16 protein-coding genes and 1 pseudogene are annotated in these 15605 nt (G+C 71.5%); 7 read left to right on the top strand and 10 right to left on the bottom strand.

The annotated features are described in order from the left end of the window. From ACZ56L_RS16905 to ACZ56L_RS16890, 4 genes are all read right to left on the bottom strand, one after another. Positions 1–819 carry an SURF1 family cytochrome oxidase biogenesis protein gene (locus ACZ56L_RS16905; protein WP_471064746.1) on the bottom strand — a complete coding sequence of 273 codons (819 nt, stop codon included), beginning with the start codon at positions 817–819 and terminating at the stop codon, positions 1–3. Between the two features lie 73 nt (positions 820–892). Further along, positions 893–1126: a hypothetical protein gene (locus tag ACZ56L_RS16900; protein WP_345224274.1), complete on the bottom strand. Its 234-nt coding sequence runs from the start codon at positions 1124–1126 to the stop codon at positions 893–895. 68 nt (positions 1127–1194) lie between these two features. After that, a complete protein-coding gene (locus ACZ56L_RS16895; protein WP_345224275.1) occupies positions 1195–2193 on the bottom strand; it encodes a DEDDh family exonuclease in 999 nt (332 codons plus the stop codon). Then, positions 2177–2791 (bottom strand): TetR/AcrR family transcriptional regulator, encoded by a 615-nt coding sequence (locus tag ACZ56L_RS16890; RefSeq protein ID WP_471064744.1) that lies wholly within the window; start codon positions 2789–2791, stop codon positions 2177–2179. Before ACZ56L_RS16890 ends, ACZ56L_RS16895 begins: the two co-directional genes overlap by 17 nt. Positions 2792–2843: 52 nt before the next feature. On the opposite strand from ACZ56L_RS16890, the pseudogene ACZ56L_RS16885 reads away from it, so the two are divergent. From ACZ56L_RS16885 to ACZ56L_RS16875, 3 genes and pseudogenes are all read left to right on the top strand, one after another. Beyond that, positions 2844–3047: pseudogene (locus ACZ56L_RS16885) on the top strand (amidohydrolase family protein); the annotation flags it as partial. 110 nt (positions 3048–3157) lie between these two features. Beyond that, a complete protein-coding gene (locus ACZ56L_RS16880) occupies positions 3158–4078 on the top strand; it encodes a sterol desaturase family protein (protein ID WP_471064742.1) in 921 nt (306 codons plus the stop codon). Further along, positions 4075–4803 carry a lysoplasmalogenase gene (locus ACZ56L_RS16875; RefSeq protein ID WP_471064740.1) on the top strand — a complete coding sequence of 243 codons (729 nt, stop codon included), beginning with the start codon at positions 4075–4077 and terminating at the stop codon, positions 4801–4803. Before ACZ56L_RS16880 ends, ACZ56L_RS16875 begins: the two co-directional genes overlap by 4 nt. Here ACZ56L_RS16875 and ACZ56L_RS16870 read toward each other — a convergent pair. After that, positions 4800–6341 carry a S8 family peptidase gene (locus tag ACZ56L_RS16870; RefSeq protein WP_468684262.1) on the bottom strand — a complete coding sequence of 514 codons (1542 nt, stop codon included), beginning with the start codon at positions 6339–6341 and terminating at the stop codon, positions 4800–4802. The two genes, ACZ56L_RS16875 and ACZ56L_RS16870, sit on opposite strands and share 4 nt — an antisense overlap. A gap of 242 nt (positions 6342–6583) precedes the next feature. On the opposite strand from ACZ56L_RS16870, the gene ACZ56L_RS16865 reads away from it, so the two are divergent. The 3 genes from ACZ56L_RS16865 to moaA all read left to right on the top strand — a co-directional run bounded on the left by ACZ56L_RS16865 (position 6584) and on the right by moaA (position 9744). Continuing rightward, a complete protein-coding gene (locus ACZ56L_RS16865) occupies positions 6584–6949 on the top strand; it encodes a DUF485 domain-containing protein (protein ID WP_345224286.1) in 366 nt (121 codons plus the stop codon). After that, positions 6946–8577, top strand: a complete 1632-nt coding sequence (locus ACZ56L_RS16860) for a solute symporter family protein (RefSeq protein WP_345224288.1) — start codon at positions 6946–6948, stop codon at positions 8575–8577. Before ACZ56L_RS16865 ends, ACZ56L_RS16860 begins: the two co-directional genes overlap by 4 nt. A gap of 177 nt (positions 8578–8754) precedes the next feature. Then, positions 8755–9744: a GTP 3',8-cyclase MoaA gene (gene moaA / locus ACZ56L_RS16855; RefSeq protein WP_471064737.1), complete on the top strand. Its 990-nt coding sequence runs from the start codon at positions 8755–8757 to the stop codon at positions 9742–9744. An 8-nt stretch (positions 9745–9752) separates the two neighbouring features. Here the strand turns inward: moaA and ACZ56L_RS16850 are convergent, their stop codons facing one another. Together ACZ56L_RS16850 and ACZ56L_RS16845 are read right to left on the bottom strand one after the other, a co-directional pair. Further along, complete coding sequence (locus tag ACZ56L_RS16850; RefSeq protein WP_345224293.1) at positions 9753–9971, bottom strand: hypothetical protein; 219 nt, start codon at positions 9969–9971, stop codon at positions 9753–9755. A gap of 187 nt (positions 9972–10158) precedes the next feature. Beyond that, the gene (locus tag ACZ56L_RS16845; protein ID WP_345224296.1) at positions 10159–10560 is read right to left on the bottom strand and encodes a DUF3099 domain-containing protein; all 402 of its coding nucleotides are present in this window, start codon (positions 10558–10560) and stop codon (positions 10159–10161) included. 214 nt (positions 10561–10774) lie between these two features. Here ACZ56L_RS16845 and ACZ56L_RS16840 point away from each other — a divergent pair, with 214 nt between their 5' ends. Then, the gene (locus tag ACZ56L_RS16840) at positions 10775–11050 is read left to right on the top strand and encodes a GlsB/YeaQ/YmgE family stress response membrane protein (protein WP_345224298.1); all 276 of its coding nucleotides are present in this window, start codon (positions 10775–10777) and stop codon (positions 11048–11050) included. A gap of 121 nt (positions 11051–11171) precedes the next feature. Here the strand turns inward: ACZ56L_RS16840 and tyrS are convergent, their stop codons facing one another. The 3 genes from tyrS to ACZ56L_RS16825 form a co-directional block, all read right to left on the bottom strand. Beyond that, complete coding sequence (gene tyrS, locus ACZ56L_RS16835) at positions 11172–12446, bottom strand: tyrosine--tRNA ligase (RefSeq protein ID WP_471064735.1); 1275 nt, start codon at positions 12444–12446, stop codon at positions 11172–11174. A gap of 67 nt (positions 12447–12513) precedes the next feature. Continuing rightward, positions 12514–13905 (bottom strand): metallopeptidase TldD-related protein, encoded by a 1392-nt coding sequence (locus ACZ56L_RS16830; protein WP_468684270.1) that lies wholly within the window; start codon positions 13903–13905, stop codon positions 12514–12516. After that, a complete protein-coding gene (locus ACZ56L_RS16825) occupies positions 13902–15413 on the bottom strand; it encodes a TldD/PmbA family protein (RefSeq protein WP_468684351.1) in 1512 nt (503 codons plus the stop codon). The genes ACZ56L_RS16830 and ACZ56L_RS16825 overlap by 4 nt, the downstream gene beginning before the upstream one ends. Positions 15414–15605 lie beyond the last annotated feature (192 nt).

The following is a 15605-nucleotide window of genomic DNA, read 5'->3' as shown; positions in this document are numbered from 1 at the left end:
TCAGGCGGAGGACGCCGTCGCGGACCTCTCCGCCTCGGCCGCCTCCGCCGCGTCCTGCGCCGCCCCGGCCGCCGCCGCGTCCCGCTCGCGCTTCTCCCGCCGTACGAGAACGACCCAGCCGACCGGCACTCCCGCCGCGAACAGCCACCACTGCACGGCGTACGCCATGTGCGCGCCGATCGACTCGGAGTCGGGAGCGGGGATCACCTCGGGGCTGCCGCCGGGCGGAACCGGAGCGGTCAGCTCCAGGTAGCCGCCGAGCACCGGGCGGCCCAGCAGCCTGGACTGCTGCGCGCTGTTGATGAGCATGACGTGCCGGGGCGGGAGACCTTCGAGGTCCTTGATGCCGCTGCCGGAGGTCGTCTCGTCGGCCTTGAGCCGGCCGGTGATCGTGACCTCGCCCTTCGGCGGGGCCGGAACGTGCGGGAACGCCTGCTGGTCGGTGCCGAAGGCCACCCAGCCCCGGTTGACCAGGACCGTGCCGCCGCCGGTGAGGTCCAGGGGCGTCAGGACGTGGAAGCCGACCTGGTCGTCGGCGGAGGTGCGGCGGCGCACGACGACCTCGTGCGCGGTGTCGAAGGTGCCGGTGGCGGTCGCCGCGCGCCAGAAGTCGGCGCGCGGGACGGTGTGCCCGGGGGAGGTGAGCTCACCGACGGGCTTCGGCTTCGCCTTGACGTTCCCGGCGATCAGCTGGTTCTGCGCGACCCTGTGCTCGTGGCGGTGGAACTGCCAGAAGCCGAGCTCGACCATCACGGGGATCAGCACGAGCGCCAGGAGGGTGAGGATCACCCACTGCCGGGACAACAGGAAGCGGTACACGCTTTGACGGTACCCGGCGCGAGAAGTCCCCCGGTGGGCGGGTTGCCCGAGCCGGGGGGAGCGCCCCGGCGCCTCACACCTTGTCGACGATGCCCGCCTTCCCCTCCGCCCGGGAGCAGTGCGCACCGCAGTACCAGTGGCCCTCGGCCTCGACGCCCTGGCCGATGATGCGGCACCGGCAGTGCTCGCAGATCGGGGCCATCCGGTGGATGGCGCAGGCGAAGCAGTCGAAGACGTGCACCGCGCCCTGTGCGTGCACCTCGAAGGACATGCCGTAGTCGTTTCCGCAAACCTCGCATCGTGCCATGGGGCACAGGGTGCACGGCGAGGACGCGTGCGGCGCGCAGGGCACGCCCGGCACTCACCCGTCCGACGTCATATGTCCGTCCGGGCCGGGGCCACGTCCCGCAGCAGGTGCGTGTACGCGGCCTCGTCGACGACCGGCGTCCCGAAGGTCTTCGCCTTGACGGTCTTGGAGGTCGCCGAGTCGGGGTCGTTGGTGACCAGCAGGCTCGTCAGCCGCGACACGCTCGTCGCGACGTGCAGCCCGGCCTCGACCGTGCGGTCCTCCAGCAGGTCGCGGTCGACGGAGGTGTCCCCGGAGAACGCCACCCGCATCCCCTGCATCAGCGGCTTGTCCGCCTGGTAGCGGCCCGGGTTCGGGTACGGGCAGGCCGGCCGCTTCCTGGACGGCCGCCAACTGCCCTGTCCGCCGCCGCTGCCGCCGTACGCGGACTGGTAACCGATCCGGGGCGCGGGCGGCGCGTCCGTCCACTCCGTCAGCGGACGGCACTCCAGCAGCGGCAGCCGTACGTTGCCCTGCGCCGCCGCGTGCAGGCTCGGCCGGAACGCCTCCGCGAGGACGCGCGCGTCGTCCAGGGCGTGGTGCGCGTGCTGCTGGACGACGCCGAAGTGGGCGGCCAGCGAGGCCAGCTTGTGGTTGGGCAGCGGCAGCGCCAGCTCCTTGGCGAGCGCGATGGTGCACAGCCGCTGCCGCACGGGCGCGGTGCGCCCGGCGCGCGCGTACTCCCGCGCCAGCATCGACCAGTCGAACATCGCGTTGTGCGCGACCAGGACCCGCCCGTCGAGCCGCTCGGACAACTCGCCCGCGACCTCCGGGAAGAGCGGGGCGCCTTCCAGTACGTCGCTCGTCAGGCCGTGGATCCACGTCGGACCCGGGTCCCGCTCGGGGTTGACCAGGGTGTACCAGTGGTCGACCACGTCGCCGTGCGCGTCCAGGCGGTAGACGGCGGCGGAGATTATCCGGTCGTCGCGGGAGAGACCGGTGGTCTCCACATCGACGACCGCGTACCCCTTCGGGTAGGCGGTCGGCCAGGTTGCTGCCGCTGGGGTCTGGTCATCGAGCATGGTCACAGAGAATACGGGCCGCCACTGACAGACCCCTATTCGCCCAGTACGGAGCGGGTCCGCCCCGAGCCGCGCCGGTCCGCGTCGAGCCGTCGGCCGGAAACCGGCGCCGGGGCCCCTCACTCCGCTTCCCCCGCCGCCCCAGCAGCGCCCGTACCGACACCACGAACACCCGCTCCGGGCCCGCCGGGCGGGCCAGGGCCCTCGCCGGGGCCGGGTCGGGCCCGGCCGGGCCGGGGGACCACAGGTCGGCCCCGGCGGGGGACTGCACCGGCGTGCGCTCCCGGTTGCGTTCGACCAGGACGTGCCCCACGGCCTGGAGCTGCACCGCCCGCACCACGGAGGCCGCCCGCGCCCCGCGCAGTCCCGCCGCGTGCACCTCGCGGACGAGGGCCTGCTGCGCGGGCAGGAACATCCGCTCGGTGAGGCCGCGTTCGTGCACCGTCGCGATCAGGTGCGGGCGGGCACGCAGCTCGCGGCGCAGGGCCCGGGTCACCGAGACCACCCGGTCGGCCGGCGTGCGGCCGCGCGGCACCAGCTCGCCCCTCTCCCGCACCGTCCGCTCCACCAGCGCGTCCAGCACGGCCTCACGCGTGAGCCGCACTCTCGGCATGGCCTCCAACTTCCCCCGGCGCACGGCTCTTTGCTCTTCATCGCCGCTGCGCCACCGCATCGGCCTCGACAAGGTCATGTGGGGCGGCGACCACCCGCACGACGAGGGCACCGCCCCCTGCTTCCTGGACGCGCTCGCCGCCGAGGCCGGGCCCACCGTCGAGGAGATCGCCCAGCCGCTCCGGGAGGTGCCGGCGGACGCCACCGGCCCGGCCTTCGCCCCGGGCGGGTCGGTGCGCGTCTGGTGAGGAACCGGGCGGCACCGCCCGCACCGCGGGCCGGTCCTGACGGAAGTTCTTACATACTTGTGGGTAACAACCCCTAGTCGGGTCCCCGCCCGCCGTCCTATCGTGCGGGCATGCCGAACCTGCCCGATGTCGTGCTGTGGTCGATCCCGGCCTTCGTCCTGCTCACCGTGCTCGAAATCGTCAGCTACCGACTGCACCCCGACGACGAGGCCGAGGGGTACGAGACCAGGGACGCCGCCACCAGCATCACCATGGGTCTCGGCAGCATCGGCTTCGACTTCCTGTGGAAGATCCCGATCGTCGCGCTCTACACGCTGGTGTACGAGCTGACGCCCGCCCGGATACCCGTGCTGTGGTGGACGGTCCCGCTGATGCTGCTGGCGCAGGACTTCTTCTACTACTGGTCGCACCGCGGCCACCACGTCGTGCGCATCCTGTGGGCCTGCCACGTCGTCCACCACTCCAGCCGGAAGTTCAACTTCACCACCGCGCTGCGCCAGCCCTGGACGACGCTCACCGTGTGGCCGTTCTACCTGCCGCTGATCGTCGCGGGAGTGCACCCGGCCGCCCTGGCCTTCTGCTCGTCCGCGAACCTCGTCTACCAGTTCTGGGTGCACACCGAGCGGGTCGGCAAGCTGCCGAGGCCCTTCGAGTACGTCCTCAACACGCCCTCGCACCACCGGGTGCACCACGCGTCCCAGGGCGGCTACCTCGACCGGAACTTCGGCGGCATCCTGATCGTCTGGGACCGTATCTTCGGCTCCTTCGTGTCCGAGACGGAACGCCCCGTCTACGGCCTGACGAAGAACATCGAGACCTACAACCCCCTGCGGGTCGCCACCCACGAGTACGCGGCCATCGCCCGCGACGTGCGCGCCGCCCGCACCTGGCGCGAGCGCGCCGGGCGCGTCTTCGGCGGCCCGGGCTGGCAACCGAAGCCGACGGCCGCCGGTGCTGCCACTGGTGCCGCCGCTGCCGCTGCCGCTGCCGCCGACGCCGCCCCCGCCCAGCAGCCCGAGCCCGCCGCGTGAGCCGCGACCGGGTCGCCCGCGCCCTCCTCGCCGCGTTCCTGCTCGCCGCCGCCGTCGACCTCGGCGGTCTCCTGGCGGGCGCGTGGCCGGTGCACGCCATCGCCAAGCCGCTGCTGATGCCGCTGCTCGCCGGTCACGTCGTCGTGCGCGGCGGCCCCCGCCTCCTGGTGGCGGCGCTCCTGTTCGGCTGGGGCGGAGACGTGGCGCTGCTCTTCGACGCCGACCCCGCCTTCCTGCTCGGCATGGGCTCCTTCGCCCTGGGCCACGTCTGCTACCTGCTGCTCTTCAGGGGCGCGCCGACGCGCCGTCCGCTCGGCGCGCTCTACGCCCTGGCGCTCGCCGGCACGGTGGCGCTGCTGTGGGCCGACCTCCCCGCCGAGCTGCGCGTCCCGGTCGCCGGATACAGCCTGCTGCTCACCGTGACGGCCTTCCGGGCGAGCGGCCTGGGCCGGTGCGCCGGACTCGGCGGCGCGCTCTTCCTGCTGTCGGACACCCTGATCGCCACCGGGGTGGCCCAGTGGCCACAGCTCCCCGCACCGGACTTCTGGGTGATGGCCACCTACGCGGCGGCGCAGTGCCTGCTGGCCCTGGGCGTCCTGCGCGCCCCGGAGCGGGCCGCCGCCCCCCGCCGGGGAGGCGCGGCGACGGCGACCCGCGGTGCGCGGGACAGGCGTGAGGGGGGCGGGGCCGTACCCGCGGCCCCGCCCCCCTCACGGTTCAACTAGCGCACGGCGCGCAGCGCGTCGACGATTCCGGCCCCGTAGAAGCCGTTGTCGTTGACCCCGCCCTTGCAGACCGCGTCGATCTTGCCGTCCTTGTCGATGTCGTACGGCGCACCGCACGCGGTGGACTCCGCCTGCGACGTCAGCATCCGCTCCAACTGGTTCGGCGTGGCGTTCGGGTGCGTCGACTTCAGCAGCGCGAGGACGCCCGAGACGTGCGGGGACGCCATCGAGGTGCCGTTCTTGTAGCCGTAGCCGCCGCCCGGCAGGGTGGAGAGGATCGCGCCGTTGACGGCCGGACCCTCCGGCTCCTGGTACGCGGTGCGGTCGCCGCCCGGGGCCGCCACGTCCACGACGCCCTTGCCGTAGCTGGAGTACGACGACTTCAGGTTCTTCGCGCCGGTGGCGGAGACCGTGATCACGTCGTCCAGCTGCATCGGGATGTCGAGGCACTTCTTCGGGTCGATGGTGCGCGGACCCGGAGTGGAGTCGTTCGGGCTGGAGGTGTCCAGGATCTCCTTGCCGCCCAGGTCGAAGTTGGAGTTGCCCGCCGAGGCGACCGAGATGGTGCCCTGCTTGCGGGCGAACCGCTGGGCCCGGTCGACGGCCTCCACGAGGGCGCCCTGGTCCGGGTCGTCCTTGCAGTTGAACATCCACGGGTCGGTGTAGTAGCTGTTGTTCGTGATGTCCGCGCCGTGCTCGGCGGCGTACACGAACGCGCAGACGACGGCCTCGGTGTAAAAGAAGCCGGTCGCGTCGGCGACCTTGATGCCGGAGACCCGCACGTTCGGCGCGACGCCGGTGACGCCGACGCCGTTCTTCGCCGCCGCGATGGTGCCCGCCACATGGGTGCCGTGGTCGGACTCGCCGGTCTTCGGCCGCCAGGTGCCGGGCGTGGTGTCCGCCTTGCCGCCGACGCAGTTCGCGGAGCCCTGCGCGTCGAAGTTCGGCGCCAGGTCCGGGTGGGTGTCGTCCACGCCGGTGTCGATGACGGTGACGTTGACCCGCTTGCTGCCCAGGGTCTTCTGGTGCGCCTTGTCGGCACGGATCGCCGGCAGGCCCCACAGCAGCGGCTCCAGCGGGTCCTGCGCGGTGTCGGCCTTCTTCGCGAGGGCCGCCGCCTGCTTCGCCTCGGCCTGGGTCAGCACCTTCGTGCCGCCGACGTCCGTGGTGCTCGCGGCCGCCATCGGCTTGGTGCGGGTGGCACCGGCCGACTCCACGCCGCGCACCGCGCGGATCTGCTTCCCGAACTCGGGGTTCTGGGAGGTGACGACGATGACGCCTATCTTGTCGTACGAGATCACGACGGTGCCGCCGGCCTTGGCTATCGCCTTCTTCACCGACGCGGCCGTCGACCTGCCGCCCTCGACGTTCACGACGTACGACAGCTTGGGGCCGTCCGCCGCCGGGACCGCCGCGGGCGCGGCCTCCACGGGCGCCGCGTTGGCCGAGGCCAGCGGGAGCACACCGAGCGAGGCCGTCAGGGCCAGCCCGACGGGCAGGGCCAGTACGCGAGATCGTCTGCTTCCCAGATGAGCCATGGGATCTCCACATCATCCGTGCCGAACGTCCCACCGCGAAAATGCGGTTGGACGGGTACATGACCAGCGAAGCTATCGCTGATCAACGGGTGCAATCAATGAGTTCGGAAAAGAAAACGCGTCCGTTGAACCGAGACGCCCCGCGCGCCGTGCCGTTGACAGGGGGAGGCAAGCCGTCCGTCCCCCGTCCCAGTGAGGTCCTCTTGACCCCCTCCGTTCCGACCGCGTCGCGAGGAGAATCCGTGACCACCGATGCACCACCGCCCCAGGGCGGCCCGGACACCCAGCCCGCCGGGCCCACGACAGAGCAGTTCGTCGCGGTGCAGGAGAGCGCGGAATTCGGCGAACTGCGCCGCGCCCACCGCTCGTTCGCCTTCCCTCTGACCGTCGCCTTCATCGCCTGGTACCTGCTGTACGTACTGATGTCGAACTACGCCGGCGGCTTCATGGGCACCAAGCTCTTCGGCAACATCAACGTCGCCCTCGTCTTCGGCATCCTCCAGTTCGTGACGACGTTCCTCATCGCCTGGTTCTACGCCCGGCACGCGGCGACCAAGCTCGACCCGAAGGCCGCGGCGATCAAGTCCCGTCTGGAGGCCGGCGAATGAACACCCTGAACCTGGGCTGGCAGCTCGCCGCCGGTGAGGGCGCGAGCGAACACCGGCCGCTGATCATCAGCCTCTTCGCCGCGTTCGTCGTGGCCACCCTCGGCATCACCGTCTGGGCCGGACGGCAGACCAAGAGCGCCTCCGACTTCTACGCCGGCGGCCGCCAGTTCACCGGCTTCCAGAACGGCCTCGCGATCTCCGGCGACTACATGTCCGCCGCTTCCTTCCTGGGCATCGCGGGCTCCATCGCCCTCTTCGGCTACGACGGCTTCCTGTACTCCATCGGCTTCCTGGTGGCCTGGCTGGTGGCCCTGCTGCTGGTCGCCGAACCGCTGCGCAACTCCGGCCGGTACACCATGGGCGACGTCCTGGCGTACCGCATGAAGCAGCGCCCGGTGCGCACCGCGGCGGGCACCTCGACGATCGTCGTGTCGATCTTCTACCTGCTCGCGCAGATGGCCGGCGCCGGTGTGCTGGTGTCCCTGCTGCTCGGTATCACCAGCGACGGCGGCAAGATCGCCATCGTCGCCCTGGTCGGCGTCCTGATGATCGTGTACGTCACCATCGGCGGCATGAAGGGCACCACCTGGGTGCAGATGGTCAAGGCCGTCCTGCTCATCGCGGGCACCCTGCTGATCACCTTCCTGATCCTGCTGAAGTTCAACTTCAACATCTCCGACCTGCTCGGCGCGGCCGCCACCAACAGCGGCAAGGAGGGCTTCCTGGAGCCGGGCCTCAAGTACGGCGTCAGCGCGATGTCCAAGCTGGACTTCCTCTCCCTGGGCATCGCCCTGGTGCTCGGCACGGCCGGACTGCCGCACATCCTGATCCGCTTCTACACCGTCCCGACCGCGCAGGCCGCCCGGAAGTCCGTCAACTGGGCCATCGGGATCATCGGCGCCTTCTACCTGATGACGATCGTGCTGGGCTTCGGCGCCGCCGCCCTCCTCAAGCCGGGCGACATCACCGCCTCCAACAAGGCGGGCAACACCGCGGCCCCGCTCGCCGCGCTCGAAATCGGCGGCGGCTCCGGTTCCACCGGCGGCGCGATCCTGCTGGCCGTCATCTCCGCCGTCGCCTTCGCGACGATCCTCGCGGTCGTCGCGGGCCTCACCCTCGCCTCGTCGTCCTCGTTCGCGCACGACATCTACGCGAACGTCATCCGGCGCGGCAGGGCGACGGAGAAGGAGGAGATGCGGGCCGCCCGCTGGGCCACCGTCCTCATCGGCATCGTCTCCATCGCGCTCGGCGCCCTCGCCCGCGACCTCAACGTCGCCGGCCTCGTCGCCCTCGCCTTCGCGGTCGCCGCCTCCGCCAACCTGCCGACGATCCTCTACAGCCTCTTCTGGAAGCGCTTCACCACCCAGGGCGCTCTGTGGTCGATCTACGGCGGCCTGTTCGCGGCGGTCTTCCTGGTGCTGTTCTCGCCGGTCGTCTCGGGCAAGCCGACCTCGATGTTCAAGGGCGTCGACTTCGCCTGGTTCCCGCTGGAGAACCCGGGCCTGATCTCGATCCCGCTGGGCTTCCTGCTCGGCTGGCTCGGCTCGGTGCTCTCCAAGGAGGCGCCCGACAAGGGCAAGTACGCCGAACTGGAGGTCAAGTCGCTCACCGGCACCGGAGCGCACTGACCGTACTTTCCGGTACGCGCCGTACTGACCGGTACGTTCCGGTACCCGGCACCGGGGCCGCGTCGTAGAGTCCTACGACGCGGCCCCGTCGCGACTCGTGACAATCGGCCCCCGGCGTTGTCAGTGCCGTCGCGTAGTGTCGGAAGTACCAGTCACCCATCGGGGAGGGGGCCCACAGTGCTCATCGACACCTTCGGCAGGGTCGCCACCGACCTGCGCGTCTCTCTGACGGACAAGTGCAATCTGCGCTGCACCTACTGCATGCCGGAAGAGGGCCTGCAGTGGCTCGGCAAGCAGGAGCTGCTCTCCGACGACGAGATCGTCCGGCTGATCCGCATCGCCGTCACCGAACTGGGCATCACCGAGATCCGCTTCACCGGCGGCGAGCCGCTGCTCCGCCCCGGCCTGGTCGGGATCGTCGAGCGCTGCGCCGCCCTCGTCCCCCGCCCCAGGATGTCGCTGACCACCAACGGCATCGGCCTCAAGCGCACCGCCGCCGCCCTCAAGGCCGCCGGCCTCGACCGGGTCAACGTCTCCCTGGACACGCTGCGCCCCGACGTCTTCAAGACCCTGACCCGCCGCGACCGCCACCGGGACGTCCTGGAGGGCATGGCCGCCGCCCGCGACGCCGGACTCACCCCCGTCAAGGTCAACACCGTCCTGATGCCCGGCCTCAACGACGACGAGGCCCCCGACCTGCTGACCTGGGCGGTCGAGAACGACTACGAGCTGCGCTTCATCGAGCAGATGCCGCTGGACGCCCAGCACGGCTGGAAGCGCGACGGCATGATCACCGCCGGTGACATCCTGGCCTCCCTGCGCACCCGCTTCACCCTCACCGAGGAGAGCGACACCGAGCGCGGCTCCGCGCCCGCCGAGCGCTGGACGGTCGACGGCGGCCCGCACCGGGTCGGCGTCATCGCCTCGGTCACCCGCCCGTTCTGCGGGGCCTGCGACCGCACCCGGCTCACCGCCGACGGCCAGGTCCGCACCTGCCTCTTCGCCCGCGAGGAGTCCGACCTGCGCTCGGCGCTGCGCTCGCAGGCCACGGACCAGGAGATCGCGGAGCTGTGGAAGGTCGCGATGTGGGGCAAGAAGGCGGGCTCGGGCCTCGACGACCCGGCCTTCCTCCAGCCGGACCGCCCGATGTCGGCGATCGGCGGCTGACGGGGGCCTCAGCGGGCCGGGGGCTCGTCCCAGTCGGCGAGCTTCACGACGTCCTTGAGGAAACCCCGTACGCCCAGGAACTGCGACAGGTGCTCGCGGTGCTCCTCGCAGGCGAGCCACGTCTTGCGGCGCTCCGGAGTGTGCAGCTTCGGATTGTTCCAGGCCAGCACCCAGACCGCGTCGACGCGGCAGCCCTTGGCGGAACAGACGGGGTTCTCTTCGCTCACCGCAGACTTCCCACAACACATCCCAGAACAAAAAGGCGACGCCGAGCAGCCACGGGGGGAGCTGCCCGGCGTCGGTCCGTCGCTCCGACGGGGGATGCGGAGCGCCTACGAAGTATGTCACGGGGGACGGGGTGCGGTGCACCGGAACGTCATGATTGATCTGAGCTTTTCTTGAGCCCGGGTGGAGCTAAGTGGTCCGCCCCCGGGGCTCGTTGACCGGTTCGGCCCGCCCGGAGGCCGCCCCCGCGTCCCGGAAAGGACCCTCGTCGGGCCCCATCACGGTGCCCTCCAGCGGCGGCCCGATCGCCGGCCGCACCGGCGCCGGCACGAACGAACTGGGCAGCGGCTTGGCGCTCTCCCGGCCGGCGTTGGCGATCACCACCGAGACGTACGGCAGCAGCACGCCCAGCGCCAGCGCCACGATCGCCACGTGACGCTCCACGTTCCACAGCACGGCGGCGAGGATGACCGCCACCGTCCTGACCGACATCGAGATGACGTACCGGCGCTGTCTGCCCCGGACGTCCTCGGCGAGGCCCTGCCGGGCTCCGGTGATCCGTACGACCTCGGCCCCGCGCAGCTTCCGCACCACGACTCCACCACCAGACTCCAGCGCCGGGCACTCCCCGGCCCGGATACCTCCACGGTACGCCCGCCCTCCGACAGACGGCAGAGCGGGGCCCGTACGGACGGGGGCGGAACCGGCCGCGCCTCGCCCGTACGGCGGTGTCCGACATGCGCCGTACGGGGTATCCGCCCAGACTTGGTCGCAGCGCACATCCGCGCCCGTACGAGGAGGCGACATGAGTTGGTTGTGGGCAATCATCGTGGGACTGGTGCTCGGTCTCATCGCCAAGGCGATCATCCCGGGCAGGCAGCAGATCCCGCTCTGGCTGACGACGATCCTCGGCATGATCGGTGCCGTGCTCGGCAACTGGATCGCGGCCGGGCTCGGTATCGACGAGACCCGGGGCATCGACTGGGGCCGGCACATCCTGCAGCTGATCGGAGCCGTGGTCATGGTCGGGGTGGGCGATGCGCTCTACGCCATGGCCCGGGGGAACAGGCGCCGCGCCTGACCCCCGGCACGAGAGCGGGCCGGAACCCCGAGGGGGGCTTCCGGCCCGCTGCCGCGCCTGCCGTACGGAAGCAGCTCCCGTACGGGTGCGAACCAGGCTCCCGTACGGGTGCGGACCCGGTTCAGCCCGTGATCTCCACCGCGGCCAGGTTCTTCTTGCCCTTGCGCAGCACCAGCCAGCGGCCGTGCAGCAGCTCGTCGGCGGTGACCTCGGCGTCCTCGGCGGTGACCTTGACGTTGTTCACGTAGGCGCCGCCCTCCTTGATGGTGCGCCGGGCGCCGCCCTTGCTGGGCGCGAGGCCCGCCGCGATCAGCAGGTCCACGACCGGGCCCGGGCCCTGCGCCTTCGCGTGCGGCAGCTCGGACAGCGCGGCCCTCAGCGTCGGCTCGTCCAGGTCGGTCAGCTCGCCCTGCCCGAACAGCGCCTTCGACGCGGCGATGACGGCGGCGCACTGGTCGGCCCCGTGCACCAGCGTCGTCAGCTCCTCCGCCAGCGCACGCTGGGCGGCGCGCGCCTGCGGACGCTCCTCGGTCTGCGCCTCCAGCTCCTCCAGCTCGGCGCGCGTGCGGAAGCTGAGGATGCGCAGGTACCGCGACACGTCCCGGTCGTCCACGTTCAGCCAGAACTGGTAGAACGCGTACGGCGTGGTCATCTCCGGGTCCAGCCAGACGGCCCCGCCCTCGGTCTTGCCGAACTTGGTGCCGTCCGCCTTCGTCATCAGCGGCGTCGCCAGCGCGTGCACGACCGCCTCCGGCTCGATCCGGTGGATCAGGTCGAGACCGGCGGTGAGGTTGCCCCACTGGTCGCTGCCGCCCTGCTGGAGGGTGCAGCCGTAGCGGCGGTACAGCTCCAGGAAGTCCATGCCCTGGAGCAGTTGGTAGCTGAACTCGGTGTAGCTGATGCCCTGCTCGGACTCCAGCCGGCGGGCGACCGAGTCCTTGGTGAGCATCTTGTTGACCCGGAAGTGCTTGCCGATGTCCCGCAGGAACTCGATCGCGGACAGGCCGCCGGTCCAGTCCAGGTTGTTGACCATGGTCGCCGGGTGGGCGGACCGCGAGCCCTCGAAGTCGAGGAAGGGCTCGATCTGCGCACGCAGCCGGTCCACCCACTCCCTGATGGTCTCCGGGTCGTTCAGCGTGCGCTCGGCCGTCGGACGGGGGTCACCGATCTGCCCGGTGGCCCCGCCCACCAGCGCCAGCGGCTTCAGACCCGCCTGCTGGAGCCTGCGCATCGTGAGCACCTGCACCAGGTGTCCCACGTGCAGGCTCGCCGCGGTCGGGTCGAAGCCGCAATAGAACGTGACGGGGCCGTCCGCGAGCGCCTTGCGCAGTGCGTCTTCGTCCGTGGACTGGGCGAACAGCCCGCGCCACTTCAGCTCGTCGACGATGTCCGTCACGGTTCTCGTATCTCCTCGGATGTACGGGTACGCGGCGATTGCCGGTACCGATGCGTGCTGACCGAGGTTATACGCCCCGGCTGACAGAACTCATATTGAAATCCGGCACCCGCAGCGCGGGCATCGCGGCCCGGGTGAACCAGTCGCCCCATTCCCTGGGCAGCGTCTTCTCGGTCGCACCGGCCTCGGTGGCCCGCGACAGCAGGTCCACCGGCGACTCGTTGAACCGGAAGTTGTTCACCTCGCCGACCACCTCTCCGTCCTCCACCAGGTACACGCCGTCCCTGGTCAGGCCGGTCAGCAGCAGCGTCGCCGGGTCGACCTCGCGGATGTACCACAGGCAGGTCAGCAGCAGTCCGCGCCCGGTGGACGCGACCATCTCGTCCAGCGTCTTCGTGCCGCCGGCGTCGAGGATCAGGTTGTCGATGTCCGGGGCCACCGGCAGTTTCGTCAGGGCGGCGGTGTTGCGGCTGGTGATCAGCCGCTCCAGCCTCCCGTCCTTGATCCACTCGGTGGGGGCCAGCGGCAGCCCGTTGTCGAACACCGACGCGTCCCCGCCCGAGGAGTGCGCCAGCACGAACGGCGCCGCTTCGAGCCCCGGCTCGTCCGGGTCGCTGCGCAGCGTCAGCGGCAGCGCGGACAGGGTGTCCCCGAGCCGGGTGGAGCCGCCCGGCCGGGAGAACACCGTCCGCCCCTCCACCGCGTCCCGCGCCCCCGACGACCAGAGTTGGTACACCAGCAGGTCCGCCACCGCGCTCGGCGGCAGCAGCGTCTCGTACCGCCCGGCGGGCAGGTCGATCCGCCGCTCGGCCCACGCCAGCCGCCGCGCCAGCTCCTCGTCCAGGGCCCCGGGGTCGACGTCCCGGAAGTCCCGGGTGGAGCGCCCGGCCCACGCCGACTTCGTACGGTCGGGGGACTTGGCGTTGACCTCCAGGGTGCCGTTGGGCTGGTCGTGGCGGAGCCGCAGCCCCGTCGACGTACCGAGGTAGCTGGAGGTCATCTCGTGGTGCGCGAACCCGTACAGCTCGCGCCCGCCCGACCGGGCGCGGGCGAAGGCCTCGCCGAGGGCGGGCGCGAAGGAGTCGAAGACCGCCGACGAGGTCTCCGCGGGCGCGTCCCGGAAGTCCGCCGACACCGGCACGCCCTCGACCAGCGGCTGGGCGTCCTCGGCGGGACCCGCCGACCGGGCGGCCGCCTCGGCGGCCCGTACCAGCGGTTCCAGCTCCTCGGCGGTGACCGCCGACCGGGACACGACACCGGACGCGGTGCCCTCGGCGCCGTCCACGGTCGCGACGACGGTCAGGGTGCGCCCGCGCGTCACACCGTTCGTGGTCAGGGCGTTGCCCGCCCACCGCAGGTTCGCGGACGACTCCTCGTCGGCGATGACGACGCATCCGTCGGCGGTGGACAGCTCCAGCGCCCGCTCGACGATCTCGTAGGGCTTGCTCACGCGGCTCATCGCCCGGCCTCCTGCGTGGTGTTCAGAATGTTGACGCCCCGGAAGAGGGCCGAAGGGCAGCCGTGCGAGACGGCCGCGACCTGGCCCGGCTGGGCCTTGCCGCAGTTGAAGGCGCCGCCCAGCACATACGTCTGCGGGCCGCCGACCTTCTCCATCGAGCCCCAGAAGTCGGTGGTCGTCGACTGGTACGCGACGTCCCGCAACTGCCCCGCCAGCCGCCCGTTCTCGATCCGGTAGAACCGCTGACCGGTGAACTGGAAATTGAAGCGCTGCATGTCGATCGACCACGACCGGTCGCCGACCACGTAGATCCCGCGCTCGACACCCCCGATCAGATCCTCCGTCGACAGCCCGCCGGGCTCCGGCCGCAACGAGACGTTCGCCATCCGCTGCACGGGCACGTGCCCGGGGGAGTCGGCGTACGCGCACCCGTTGGACCGCCCGAGCCCGGTCAGCTTCGCGATCCTGCGGTCGGTCTGGTACCCGACCAGCGTGCCGTCCTTCACCAGGTCCCAGGACTGCCCGGCGACGCCCTCGTCGTCGTACCCGATCGTCGCGAGACCGTGCTCGACGGTCCGGTCCCCGGTCACGTTCATCACCGGCGACCCGTACGCGAGCTTCCCGAGCTGGTCGAAGGTGGCGAACGAGGTCCCGGCGTAGGCCGCCTCGTACCCCAGCGCCCGGTCCAGCTCCGTCGCGTGCCCGATCGACTCGTGGATCGTCAGCCACAGGTTCGACGGGTCGACGACCAGGTCGTACGTCCCCGCCTCGACGCCCGGCGCCCGCATCTTCTCGGCCAGCAGCGAGGGAATCTCCTCGATCTCGGAGTCCCAGTCCCAGCCGGTGCCCGTCAGGTACTCCCAGCCCCGCCCGGCCGGCGGCGCGATCGTCCGCATCGAGTCGAACTCGCCGGAGCCCGCGTCCACCGCGACCGCCGTGAGCTGCGGATGCACCCGTACCCGCTGCTGCGTGGTGACGGTCCCCGCGGTGTCGGCGTAGAACTTGTTCTCCTGCACGGTCAGCAGCGAGGCGTCGACGTGCGCCACGCCGTCCGCCCGCAGCAGCCGCCCGCTCCAGTCGGCGAGCAGCGCCGCCTTCTCCTCGCCCGGCACGTCGAACGGGTTGATCTCGTACGAGGAGACCCAGGTCCGGTCCTCGTGCACCGGCTCGTCCGCGAGCTCCACCCGCTCGTCGGACCCGGCCGCCTTGATCACCTTGGCGGACAACCGGGCCATCGCGACGGCCTGCCCGGCGACGCGGGCCGCGGCGTCCATGCTGAGATCCACCCCGGAGGCGAACCCCCAGGCCCCGCCGTGCACCACCCGCACCGCGTACCCGAGGTCGGTGGAGTCGCTGGACCCGGACGGCCTGGCGTCCCGCAGCCGCCAGGAGGCACTGCGCACCCGCTCGAACCGGAAGTCGGCGTGCTCCGCCCCGAGCGCCCTGGCCCGCGCGAGGGCGGCGTCGGCGAGGGCGCGCAGGGGGAGCGCGGTGAAGGCGGGGTCGATGGGATGAGGGGATCGGGGGGACTGCGGCACGGATGTCTCCTGTCGTCGAGACGAGGTCGCCCCGATCATGTCCTGTACGGGGGCGGGGCGGCCACCCCCTTTGCGCGGCGCGGCAGCGGGACGTTTCTGTAGGGACCCGACAGCCGCCGGATGACTGCGCTGTCAGGGCCCGATTCTCCGTACGAGCTCCGG

The organism is Streptomyces sp. NPDC039736, from assembly GCF_055596485.1.
Note: the sequence above shows the minus strand (reverse complement) of the source record. Positions and strands in the feature narration are given on the sequence as shown.